The sequence below is a fragment of the Sulfitobacter sp. L-8 genome (genome assembly GCF_056859255.1).
Genome location: NZ_JBSXOD010000031.1, coordinates 24,396 through 36,117 on the forward strand (window position 1 = coordinate 24,396; position 11,722 = coordinate 36,117).

Below are 11,722 nucleotides of genomic sequence, written 5' to 3' on the forward strand. Positions count from 1 at the left end.
CTCTCACCAAAACTCGAAAAGGAGGCCAGCCATGGCCCGATCCCGTACGCCCAAATTCGATGCCTCAGAGGTCATCACAAACGAAATCATCCGCATCATCGAGCGCGGCGTCCTGCCGTGGCGCAAGCCATGGACCGCAGGTGGCAGCTCTCGTCCCCTGCGCGTGGGCGGGGAACCCTACCAGGGGGTGAACAACTTCCTGCTGACGATGCGGACCGTGATGGCGGGCCACAGCTCTCCCTTCTGGATGACGTTGCCGCAGGCCAATGCCTTGGACGCAAAGGTCCGCAAGGGCGAGAAGTCCTCTGTCGTCGTTTATTACGGTCAAAGCCGGAGAGAAGCCGGCGATGAGCATGATCACAGCGACGGGGATGATCACTCCGAGGAAGCCCGTATCTTCCGCTTCCAGAAATCCTACCGTGTGTTCAATGCCTGCCAGATCGAGGGCTTGCCCGACAGCTTCTACCCTGACCCGGAGCCCGTGCCCGAGCATCCGCAGTCCGAGCCCATCCCGCACATGCAGGCGTTTTTCGATGCCATCGACATCACAACCGTCTTCACGGGCACGGAGGCGTACTATTTGCCCCCCGTGGACAAGGTTTACATGCCATCCATCACGCGGTTCCAGGACCCGCGCAATTTCTACGGGGTCTGGGCCCATGAGCTAGCCCATGCCACGAAAGCCCCGCATCGACTGAACCGTGATTTCGGTTTCTCGAAGTTTGGCAACACGTCCTATGCGCGCGAGGAGATCGTCGCGGAATTGACCTCGGTGTTCCTGGGTCAGACGCTCGGCTTCACGGCGCACACGCTCGAGATGAATGCCGCCTACCTGCACAACTGGTTGCGGGTCCTTCGGTCGGACAAGGGCGCGATCTTCCGGCACGCCGCGGACGCGCAGCGCGCCTGTGATTATCTGATCGCCAGATCGGAGGTGGGCAGGGCAGGGGGCCGCGCCGAGGCCGCCTGACATCCGAGTAAACGGAGACTCGCATGTCACGCAAGGAAGCCAAGACGCTGCGGGTGACCTGCTTCAAAGACGGCCGCCGCAAGATCATCACCTTCAAACGCGGTGCCTATTGGTGGAGCTCGTCCGAGGGCGCGTATCCGCTTTCGGCAGCGCTCGAGACCATCACGGACCAGGGCGGCTGGATCGAAACCATCCCCAACCCGAATTACCGCCCCAGAGGGCTGTTCGGGTAAGGCACCTTCGGCTCTGGACCCTCCGCAAAGCAGAAAAGTGAAAGCGGGCTTTGGGAAGGGTGTTTCAACTTCTCAAAGGAGAACCCCATGACCAGTACCGCTCAATCCCAGACAGACCGTCCGGATCCGACCGTGATCGCTGCGCAAAACGACGCGTTTCGCAAGCTCGCGTGCCTCGGGGTTCCGCCCGCGCAGCCCATCCAGGGCCGCATGCATGTCACCCGCTCGCTTATGGAGGCCGATGACGGCTTCATGACCGAGGCGGTGAAGGCAACCGGTGAGTTTGCCACATTCGAGCCTGAGAATGATCCCGAGGGATGGCATGATTTCGGGGCAGTCGAGATCCGGGGCGAGACCGTGTTCTGGAAAATCGATCTCTTTGAAGCAGACTCGGATTTCCGCTATGGGGCCGAGGTCCCGGACAATCCTACTACCACCATGCTCGTGCTGACCATCATGCTGGCGCGCGACTGGTAGGGCAGGGGACACCCCCTCCTGACACCCCAGGCGATGAAGGCCCACTGACCCCTCAAAGGGAAAGTGGGCCTTTTGTCGTGGTGATCCCTGAAGCCGGGGATTGGTCACGCGCAAGCGCGCGGGCCGCATCTCACCCACCTGGAAGGATATCCCATGACCACAAGCTTTGACCCTCTCACCGTCGCCATCGGCGATCTGGTCCCGCATCCCGCGAATGTGCGCAGCAACTCGCCGGAAACTTATGACCCCGAGAACATCGCTCATCTGAAAGCCAGCATCGCCGTTCTGGGCCTCCTCCAGCCGCTCCTGGTCCAGAAGCTCGACGGCAAATACGCGGTGCTCGCCGGTGGCCGGCGCCATGCCGCGCTGAAGGAGCTGGTTGCCGACAAGACGACCAAGGGGTTCACCGCCAAGACCAAGATCGACTGCCGCCTTGTCCCTGAGGAGTGCGACGTCACCACGGCGCTGTCGCTGGCCGAGAACATCACGCAGGCACCGATGAACGCGATTGACGAATTCGAGGCCTTCGCCCGGATGATGGAGGTCGACGGCCAGACGCCCGAGACCATCGCAAAGACCTTCGGCACCACGGTGGCGGCCGTGAAAGGCCGGTTGCGCTATGGCCTGATCCACCCCGACATCCGCGCCGCGGCCCGGGGCAAGGTGATCACGCTCGACACAATGAAGGCCTTCGCCGAGCACCCGAGCCAGGAGGCGCAGCGCGAGGTTTTCGAAGCGCTCACGAAAGACGGCGGCTATCTGCAGGCCTATACCGTCCGTCAGGCCCTCAAGTCCCGCGGCGTGCAGGTCAGCGATGATATCGGGGCTTTCGTGCGCGAAGACTACGAGGCGCGTGGCGGTGCCGTCGCGGCTGACCTTCTGGAAGAGCATTCCGTGCTTGAGGATGCGGCGCTGGTCGAGACCATCTTGCTCGAGAAGCTTGAGGCCGCCGCTGAAGAGGCCCGTGTGAGGCTGGGGTTTGCCTGGGCCGATGCGATGGTCCGCTATGATCACGCGACCATGGCCGACTACGGCCGCGTCTATCCCGGCCCGATCGAGCCCGATGAGGCTGCCCGGAAGCGCATCGATGAGATCACCGCCGAGCTTGAAAAACTGCAGCTCGAGATGGAGGATGAGGGGCTCGAGGACGGTGCCTACAACGCGCTTTACGACCGCGTTGACGCTCTGGAAGAGGAAGCCCGCGACCTGCAGGAGGCCTACAGCACCGAGGACCTCGCCCGCGCTGGTGTGATTGCGTCCTGGTCGGGCGGGCAGGTGACCCTCCATGTGGGCCTCGTGCGCCCGGAAGACACCGTGAAAGAGGAAGGCGCGCGCGGCTCCTCGGCTAGCCCGACCGGGGAGGAGGCCCCTGACCTGGGCGAAATCACCTATCCAGCCTCACTGGCTGAGGACCTCAAGACCGAGCGAGCCATGGCGCTTGGGGCCGCGATGGCGCTGCATCCGGAAGCCACGCTCGATCTGACGCTCTTCAAGCTGGTCAGTGACGTTCTGGTCAGCGGCATGAGTGTCACGCAGGCGATCAAGATCGATGCCCGCAAGGAATACCGCAGCCATGCCAAGATGGACGAGATCGACGAGACCTCGCTCGAGCAGGTGGCGGCGGCGCATGATGCGCTTGATTTGTCCTGGCTCGATGACGCCCGTGCGCCCGCCGATCAGTTTTCGGCGTTTCGCGCGCTGAAGGCCGGCGAGAAGGCCAAGCTCGTCGCCTTTGCAACCGCCAGCACCACGCAGTCCTGCTTCGCGCGGGACCCGCGTCGCGACAGCTTGATGCATGCGTTCGAGATCGAGATCATGCCCGATATCCGCGCCCACTGGACGCCGAATGCGGCGCTCTTCAATCGCTTCAAGAAGGCCTGGCTCCTCAAGATCCTCAGCGAAGATCTGGGTCTGGCGCAGGAGGCGGTGACGCTCGCGAGCAAGAAAGAGATCGTCGCCTTCTGCGACAAGCTTTTCGCCGAACCCTTCGCCACACTCACGGACGCGCAGCGCGCTGCCGTGGCCGCCTGGTGCCCGCCGATGATGCAGACCGCCGGTGTCGCCTTTGATGAGGCGGAGCCCGCTGCGGAAACCCCGGAGCCTGACAGCGAGGTCGCGCAAGCGGCCTGAGCCATCACGCGACCCGCGCGTGGACCACGCCGCCCGCGCGGGTCGACCATCCCACACCCAACGGAAAGACATCCCCATGGCTATTCTCAAGTTCTCTGCCTCCGCTGTCGCGGCGCAAATCGCACATGCGCGCGCCTGCAAGATCTTCCTGCCCAACTGGAACGGACCGGTGGACAGGCCGGCCCTGATCCTCATCGTCGGCAATGGTGTGCATCTGCGCTCAAACGGCATCGATGGCATGACCACCCGCATCGTCACGACCGAACAGGCCGATCCCTCCTTTGCCTTCGCCGACGGCATGAACCCGTTTCGGGATACCGACTGGATGGCGCAGCGTCGCATGGCGTTTCGCGATCTGACCGGCCAATTTTACACCGACATCCTGGATGACGTGCAGGTGCTCATCGACCGGGGGCGGGGTGCGATCCGGCTCGCCACCGATGGCCACAGTATCCGCGTCTTCGTGCGCCGGGCCTCGGACTATCTCATCGGCGGGACCTACGAGGTGCCCTCGGGCCTCGGCGGCACCTTCCGGGTCATTCTCAAGGATGCCTGCGACACCTTCGCGATCGTGCAGAACTGCGGCAATTGCGAGGATTTCGACGCCATGCAGCCCTATCGCGTGCCGCTCGATGCGCTGATGGAAATCGATGACCGGAGGGTGGCATAGTGGGCTGGCTTTTCTACACCGACGGTCGCGTCCAAACCTACGCGGATGAGAAAGCGGAGATCACACGGCTCTGCACCTCTCATGGCGACACGCGCAAAACCGAACTGGTCAAGGCCTGCAAAGTTGGGTCCACCTGGTATGCGGCGGCTAGGGTTACCAATCGCGACGGCACCCCTGTCGAGGACGCGACCTATATCACCGATCCTGACGGCTCGATCACTTTCGCCGCCGTCTTCCTCACCGCCAACGACGATGGGTGTTGGGGCTACAAGGATATGGAGGAAAGCGCTGGCCCGAACGAGTCTCGTGCCCCCCTTGGTCTGATCGAGCTCCTCTCCGACCTGAAAGACCCGGACAGCTACGCCCATGCCTGGCGCCAGCGCTGCCGGGACTGGGCTGCGATCCCGGACTACGAGGAGGGCGACAAGATCAGGCTCGCCGCGCCCGTGACGCTCACCGATGGCAGCTCCTGCCAGATCGTCACCGCGACGCACTACAGGCGGGGCCGGCAGAAACGCCGCTGCTACCGCATCGAGGAAACCGGTGGGCTCGTACGCCTGTCGAAGGCCTCGCTTGCGGGCTCGGAGCTGCTCAGCTCCGCAAAAGGCGAGGCCAGTCCTGTGCTGGCGGAGTTCCTGGCGGGGCAGGGTGGCTGAGTTTCCCGCTGAGACAACACCACGGGACCACGCGCGCGCATACTGCCGACTTGAATTCGTATCTCAAATGAGATACATCACTCCCATCAACTGGAGGACCATCCATGCCTGCCCAAACATCCATGCTTCATGTCCGTGTTGACGATCAGCTGAAAGCACAGGCTTCGGACGCACTTGCGGGCGTCGGTCTGACGCTCTCCGACGCGGTGCGTATTCTTCTGACCCGAGTAGCCGCAGAAGGCGGATTGCCTGCCGGATTGACCGCTGATCCGGATGCCTATGACGCCTGGTTCAGGGCGAAGGTACAGGAAGCGCTGGACGATCCAAGCCCCACAACGCCCCATGCCAAGGCGATGCAAGACGCCCAGGCATTGATTGACGGGAAGCGCCTTGCCAAATCTTGATGGCCCCGATCTTGAATGGAAAGCCACGGCCATAGCCGACTTGCTGGCAATCATCGACTACATCTCTGACGACAACCCGGATGCCGCCCAAGTTCTCAAAGACGAGATTGAACACAAGACGTCCCTCCTTCCAGAACGCCCTCAGATGTACCGCGCGGGCCGTGTGAACGGGACTAGGGAGATGGTTGTTCGGCCGAACTACATCGTGGTTTATGCTGAAAGCCCTGAGATGGTGACCATTTTGCGCGTTCTTCATGCTGCGCAGCAGTGGCCATGATCGGGGTGCAGGCCCCCCGCTAAGAAATTGCCCGCTCTACGCCTTCAAAGTGTAGAGCGGGCTTTTTGTCCTTTGGAATTCAGACCCTGATCCAAAGGAAAAGCCCCATGTCCAAGCCCAAACCGGCAAATCCGGCTCTCTCAATCTCCGACGCTAACCTCGCCTCTGCCATCGCGCAAATCGGCGCGGAGATCGACCACCAACCCTTGCGTAGCTCAGCGCTCGCGCGCATCATGCGCGAGACGTTTCATGGCAGCGATGCCGGCGGTGCCTGGGACTGGCGCATGGCATATGACCTGATGCAGGCCGCGGCCATCCAGGTGCTGCTGCGTGGGGACGGCGCGGCAGGTGATATCGCCGCTGCAAAGCTGCTTGCCTCACGGCTGCTGACGGAAACCCGCCGCTCCGAGCAGCAGATCCGGCTACAGCAGTTTTCCACGCCTCTGCCATTTGCCGCCCTAGCTGTGCGGGGGGCAGCGATCCGCAAGGGCGAGACTGTTCTGGAGCCGTCGGCTGGCACCGGTGCTCTCGCTGCGTTCGCCGCCCGGGCTGGAGCCGCACCTCTGCTCAACGAGATCGATCCCTTTCGCCAAAGCCTGTTGAGCGCGGTCTTCGGCGGCGAAGTCAAAGGCCATGACGGCGAGCATATCGATGATCTGCTGCAAACGCCGGTTCTACCCGACGTCGTGGTGATGAACCCGACCTTCGCCTCCTCAGTCGATCGCTCCCGCGACAAACACATCGCCGCCAAGCATCTCATCGCGGCTGCCAAGCGTCTCGCGCCCGGTGGGCGGCTGGTGGCGATCATGCCGCCGGGGTTCACGCCCCAACGCGATGCCGCGCATTGGCCCCGCGCCTGCGGTCTCCTGACGCCGCGCCTGGCCCTCTCGATGCCGGGACAGGTCTATCGCAAGCTCGGGACGAGTGTGGAAACCCAGCTGATGGTCTTCGACAAGGTGCAGGAAGGCGGCGAGATGATCCGCGCCAGTGTCCGGGACTTGGATGAAGCCCTTCCTTTTATCGACGCCGTGGCCGCAACCCGGACCGAGATGCGCCCCGTACAACAGGCGGCGGTGATCCCTCACGGGCGGCCGACCGTTCCATCATCTGCCCCGCGCAAGGCCGCTGCCGGTGTTGTCACTACCTCCAAGCCCCAGGCCAATGCTGTTGTCCCGCTCAATTTCACAAGCCTTGAGGCCCCGCGCGACAACACGCCCGTCTCGGACATCTATGCGCGCTACCGTCCGCAGCGGATCGAGATTGCGGGTGCGCAGGAACATCCCACGCCGCTCGTTGAAAGCATCGCCATGGCCTCGGTTGCCCCGCCGGTGCCCTCAAACACGGGCAGTGATGACTTGCGCCTGCCCGCACGGTTGGTCGAGGAGGGAGATCTCTCCGAGGCGCAGCTCGAGACCATCATCATGGCGCATGATGCCCATGGGCGCGACCTGCCCGGTCGGTTTACCATCGATGACGACCAGACCAAGCTGACGCGCGCCGATGATGACCCGGATGCACGTGCCTATCGCCTTGGCTATTTCCTCGGCGACGGCACCGGTTGCGGCAAGGGCCGCGAATGCGCGGGGCTCATTCTCGTGAACTGGCTTTCCGGGCGCAGGAAGGCGATCTGGGTCTCCAAATCCGCTACGCTCATCGAGGACGCCATCCGCGACTGGACCGATCTCGGCGGCTCGCCAGCCGACATCCAGCCGCTCTCCAAATGGAAACCGGACCAGTCCATCCCGATGGGCGACGGTATCCTTTTTGTCACCTACGCCACGCTGCGGTCCGCGGGCAAATGCGGCACCACGCGACTGAGCCAGATCCTCGACTGGATGGGCGCAGACTTTGAAGGCGTCCTCGCTTTTGATGAGGCCCACGCCATGCAGAACGCGGCAGGGTCCGAGCAGGGCAGGGGGGTCAAGCCCTCTCAGCAGGGCCTTGCTGGCCTGCGGCTGCAACTGGCCGCCCCGCGCGCCCGCGTCTTCTACATCTCGGCCACGGGTGCCACGAGCGTGCACAACCTGGCCTATGCCGCGCGTCTTGGTCTCTGGGGGCAGGGGCCGGAATACACCTTCCCGAGTCGCGAGAGTTTCGTTTCAGCGATGGAAGCCGGCGGTGTGGCGGCCATGGAGGTGGTCGCGCGCGATCTCAAGACGCTCGGCCTCTACACGGCCCGCGCCCTCAGCTTTGATGGCGTGGAATATGACGTACTCGAACACGCGCTCACCCCGGCCCAGATCGAGATCTACGATGCATACGCGGGTGCGTTTCGGACGATCCACCACAATCTCGAAGCCGCGTTGACTGCGACCGGCGTCAACGATGCCTCGGGCGAGACCAATGCCTCGGCCGCATGCGCCTCGGCCAAATCTCGCTTCGAGAGCACGAAACAGCGCTTCTTCAACCATCTCCTGATGGGCATGAAGGCTCCAAGCATCATCCACGCCATCAAGGACGATCTGGCGGCGGGCAAGGCTTGCGTCATCCAGGTTGTCTCGACAGGTGAGAGCCTGCTCAAACGCCGACTTGAGGCGATGGACCCGGAGGATGAACTCGTTGAGGGGGCCTTGACGCCGCGCGACTATGTTCTCGGCTACCTCGAACAGGCTTTCCCGATCCATGCGCAAAAGCTTGTCGAGATCGATGGCAATATGGTGGCAGAACCTTTGCGCGATGAAACTGGCGCGCTGGTCGTCTCGCGCGAAGCGCTCGCTTTGCGTGACGCGGCCATGATGGAGTTGATGACGCTCGCCCCGATCCCCTCGGCGCTCGACCAGATCCTCTGGGCCTTTGGCGACGAGGCCGTCGCAGAGGTCACGGGCCGGTCCATCCGGCCCCTCAAGGCCGAGGATGGCCATCTCTTCATCGAGAAGCGCGCCGCCAGCAGCAATTCATCCGAGACCCAAGCCTTCATGGACGGCGAAAAGGATATCCTGATCTTCTCCGATGCAGGCGGCACGGGCCGATCTTACCATGCGGCCCAAACGGCGAAGAACCAGAAACGGCGGCGGCACTTTCTTCTGGAGCCCGGCTGGCGCGCCGATGCGGCCATCCAGGGGTTGGGCCGCACGCATCGCTCGGCTCAGGTCAGCGCGCCCTTCTTCCGGGTCTGCACCTCCGATGTGCATGGCGAAAAGCGCTTCACCTCGACTATAGCCAAACGCCTCGACCAGCTGGGGGCCCTGACCAAAGGTCAGCGCGAGACCGGCTCGCAAGGCATGTTCCGCGAGGAGGACAATCTCGAAAGTCCGATCGCGCGGGCGGCGCTGCGTGGGTATTTCGCCGATCTTGCCGCCGGGCGCGCTGAGGCGATGAGCTACGAGAGCTTCACCGACTGGACGGCCCTGCGGCTGATCGACAAGGACGGGGTGCTCCTTGAGGAGCTTCCCCCGATCCAGCGGTTTCTCAACCGGGTGCTTGCCCTGCCCATCCACATGCAGAACGCACTCTTTGCCGAGTTCATACGCCGGATTGCCGATCAGACGGAACGGGCGCGCGCGGCGGGCACGCTCGATCTCGGCGTGGAAACCCTACGCGGCGACAAGATAGAACAGGTCTCCACAGAGGATCTCTGGACCTGCCCGAAATCCGGCGCCGTGACGCGGATCATCGGGCTCGAGGTGACGGACCCAGTCCATGTCCTGGGCGCCGAAGAGGCCATATCGCGCAATCCGGACAAGCTGCCCATGGTCAATCGCGCCTCCGGTCGCGCGGCGCTCATCTCGGCGCGCCCTATGCAGATGTATGACGAGGACATTGTCACGCTGATGCGCAAGGCGGTGAGGCCAAACGGGTCGAGCTATCTCGAAGAGGCACGGTTCGAGTCCTCGGCTTGGGAAGAGATCAACAGGCCCGAGTTTGCAGGACTTTGGGATGCCGAGGCTGCGTCCCTGCCAAAAACCACCACGACCAAGCTCTACCTGCTGACCGGGCTGCTGCTGCCCATTTGGAAGGACATTCCGACCACCAATGAGCGCATCTACCGGGTCACGCCCGACGGGGCGACGGCGATGATCGGGCGGGCGCTGAGCGAGCAAGGCGCGGCCGCGTTGCGCGCCCGCTTCCTCGTCTCCAACCCGCAAACGCCGCAGGAGATGTTGACCGCCGCCCTCGGCGCCACGGCGCCGGTCGATCTCGGCCGGGGTCTCACCCTGACCCGTCGTCGTGTCGCAGGCGAGATGCGCCTTGAGCTGGGCGGTGCGGACAAGGGCATGATCGAAGGCCTCAAGGCCATGGGGTGTTTCACCGAGATCATTGCCTTCCAGCTGCGGGTGTTCCTGCCGCATGGGGACGGGATCGACACGGGAACCATTCTGGCCCGGATCGTGGGCCAGCGAGCCGCTAGAGCGGCAGAACAAGCCGCCTGAAAAGTCAAAGCGGGCTTCCGGTCGGGCGTCGCGGATCTGGGTTTCACCGGTCTGCGCCTTCCGGGCGCGCGCAGACCAATGCCACGCCCGGCCCCCCCAACTTCAGACAAGAGGACAGACCCATGACCAATCCCCAGATCGATTATGCCGCAATGGCGGCTCAGTGGCGCGCGGAGCGTGAAACCACCTTGAAGGCGTCCAGAGCGGAGCTTCTCGCGCAACTACGTGCGCTTGGCATCAGCGAGGTCACTGCCGAATACGAAGGCTATGGAGACTCTGGCAATGTCGAGGATGTGACGGTGCAGCCTGCGGACGTCAAACTACCGGAGCCGCTTTCCACCGAGGTCGGCGATTTCGCCTGGTCGCTCGCCTATCACCATCACCCGGGGTTCGAAAACAACGAGGGCGGCTACGGCACGCTGACCTGGGACATCACCGGCGACAGCATCACCCTCGATCACGCGGACCGCTATGTCGAATGCTCGCACAGCTATGTAGAGGGTCTTTGAGATGGCCCATCCGCTTCATCATGCCGAAAGCTCCGCCCGGAAATTCGGCGGCGTGCCGTCTGACTATCAGGCTGTGCACGATTGGTTTGACGCCTCGAAAGAGCACCTGGCGCTCTTCACGCACCGCGCCATGCGCCACCACGCTCAAGGCCTGTTCGCGGCGGAACGGGTTTTCGGCTTGGCCCTGACCAATAGCGCGGGTCGGGACATACCCGTGCGCTGGATCGGCGAGCAGCATATCCGTGAAGACTGCCAGGGCCGCATCCCGAGCATGGCGGACTGGCTGCGGCGGATCCAGCCCGAGCCATGGATGGCCAATGGCCATATCAACCGGCATGTCGGCTCCGAGCCCTGCGGCGACCCAAGGGTTGCCTGGGCCTCCGAGGTCGCCGCCGGACGAACGGTTCTTGGCCTGAAGGATTGGATGGCGGCGCGCGCGATGCAAGCGGCGCAGAGTGCCTGACAGGACCCGGCTTTTTGCCAATTGAATGCCGCACGGAAGCCCGGTTGGAAGATCGGGCTTCTTGCGTCGTTTCCCCACCCTTCTACTTGAGGAGGATCACATGACACTCGATGAAATCAAGGTGGCCGTCGATGCCGGGCAGACCGTGCACTGGGCCAATACCGGCTACGTTGTGCACAAAGACCGGCTCGGGCAGTACCTCATCACCTATCAGCCGAATGGTAGCTGCATCGGCCTGACCGACCGGAGCGGGCAACGGTTGAACGGAAAAGAGGCGGAGTTCTTCATCGCGCGATCGATGGACGCCGCGGAGAATCCGGGCAGCCAATCAAGACCAGACGGGCAGTGGAGGGGCGTAGCACCCGGAGGCGCCTGGGCATTCCCACTCGGACGGCAGCTCTGACCCGTGGGCGGGGCTGAAAGGAAAGCATCTGTCTTGAAAATCAAGGCCTGACTTCGCACCAAGGCCGATTTTCGCGAAGCAGAGTATTTGCTAAGATGAGCAGTTTCCGCATGACGGCGGTGATTGCGACTTTGAACGGCTTTCCAGCGTTCTTGAGTCT

At 63.3% G+C, this 11,722-nt stretch carries 12 protein-coding genes and 1 pseudogene; 12 read left to right on the forward strand and 1 reads right to left on the reverse strand.

Going from position 1 to position 11,722, the window contains the following annotated elements:
• Window positions 1-31: 31 nt before the first annotated feature.
• From AC13DE_RS03015 to AC13DE_RS03070, 12 genes are all read left to right on the forward strand, one after another.
• Window positions 32-970: an ArdC family protein gene (locus AC13DE_RS03015; RefSeq protein ID WP_483047006.1), complete on the forward strand. Its 939-nt coding sequence runs from the start codon at window positions 32-34 to the stop codon at window positions 968-970.
• A gap of 23 nt (window positions 971-993) precedes the next feature.
• Window positions 994-1,203 carry a DUF6330 family protein gene (locus tag AC13DE_RS03020; protein WP_483047007.1) on the forward strand — a complete coding sequence of 70 codons (210 nt, stop codon included), beginning with the start codon at window positions 994-996 and terminating at the stop codon, window positions 1,201-1,203.
• 87 nt (window positions 1,204-1,290) lie between these two features.
• Window positions 1,291-1,680 (forward strand): DUF3768 domain-containing protein, encoded by a 390-nt coding sequence (locus AC13DE_RS03025; RefSeq protein ID WP_483047008.1) that lies wholly within the window; start codon window positions 1,291-1,293, stop codon window positions 1,678-1,680.
• Between the two features lie 153 nt (window positions 1,681-1,833).
• On the forward strand, window positions 1,834-3,810 hold the full coding sequence (locus AC13DE_RS03030; RefSeq protein ID WP_483047009.1) for a ParB/RepB/Spo0J family partition protein: 1,977 nt from the start codon (window positions 1,834-1,836) through the stop codon (window positions 3,808-3,810).
• Between the two features lie 76 nt (window positions 3,811-3,886).
• Window positions 3,887-4,480 (forward strand): regulator, encoded by a 594-nt coding sequence (locus AC13DE_RS03035; protein ID WP_483047010.1) that lies wholly within the window; start codon window positions 3,887-3,889, stop codon window positions 4,478-4,480.
• Window positions 4,480-5,136, forward strand: coding sequence for a DUF6927 domain-containing protein (locus tag AC13DE_RS03040; protein WP_483047011.1), 657 nt, complete (start codon window positions 4,480-4,482; stop codon window positions 5,134-5,136). The genes AC13DE_RS03035 and AC13DE_RS03040 overlap by 1 nt, the downstream gene beginning before the upstream one ends.
• A gap of 104 nt (window positions 5,137-5,240) precedes the next feature.
• On the forward strand, window positions 5,241-5,540 hold the full coding sequence (locus AC13DE_RS03045) for a type II toxin-antitoxin system RelB/DinJ family antitoxin (protein WP_074838673.1): 300 nt from the start codon (window positions 5,241-5,243) through the stop codon (window positions 5,538-5,540).
• A complete protein-coding gene (locus AC13DE_RS03050; RefSeq protein ID WP_483047012.1) occupies window positions 5,527-5,817 on the forward strand; it encodes a type II toxin-antitoxin system RelE/ParE family toxin in 291 nt (96 codons plus the stop codon). Before AC13DE_RS03045 ends, AC13DE_RS03050 begins: the two co-directional genes overlap by 14 nt.
• 107 nt (window positions 5,818-5,924) lie before the next feature.
• Window positions 5,925-10,187, forward strand: coding sequence for a strawberry notch-like NTP hydrolase domain-containing protein (locus AC13DE_RS03055; RefSeq protein WP_483047013.1), 4,263 nt, complete (start codon window positions 5,925-5,927; stop codon window positions 10,185-10,187).
• A 122-nt stretch (window positions 10,188-10,309) separates the two neighbouring features.
• Window positions 10,310-10,696 carry a DUF6878 family protein gene (locus AC13DE_RS03060; protein WP_483047014.1) on the forward strand — a complete coding sequence of 129 codons (387 nt, stop codon included), beginning with the start codon at window positions 10,310-10,312 and terminating at the stop codon, window positions 10,694-10,696.
• A 1-nt stretch (window position 10,697) separates the two neighbouring features.
• Complete coding sequence (locus AC13DE_RS03065; protein WP_483047015.1) at window positions 10,698-11,159, forward strand: DUF6915 family protein; 462 nt, start codon at window positions 10,698-10,700, stop codon at window positions 11,157-11,159.
• 100 nt (window positions 11,160-11,259) lie between these two features.
• Window positions 11,260-11,562 (forward strand): hypothetical protein, encoded by a 303-nt coding sequence (locus AC13DE_RS03070; RefSeq protein WP_483047016.1) that lies wholly within the window; start codon window positions 11,260-11,262, stop codon window positions 11,560-11,562.
• 40 nt (window positions 11,563-11,602) lie between these two features.
• On the opposite strand, the pseudogene AC13DE_RS03075 reads toward AC13DE_RS03070, so the two are convergent.
• Window positions 11,603-11,722, reverse strand: a pseudogene (locus AC13DE_RS03075) (IS110 family transposase); the annotation flags it as partial.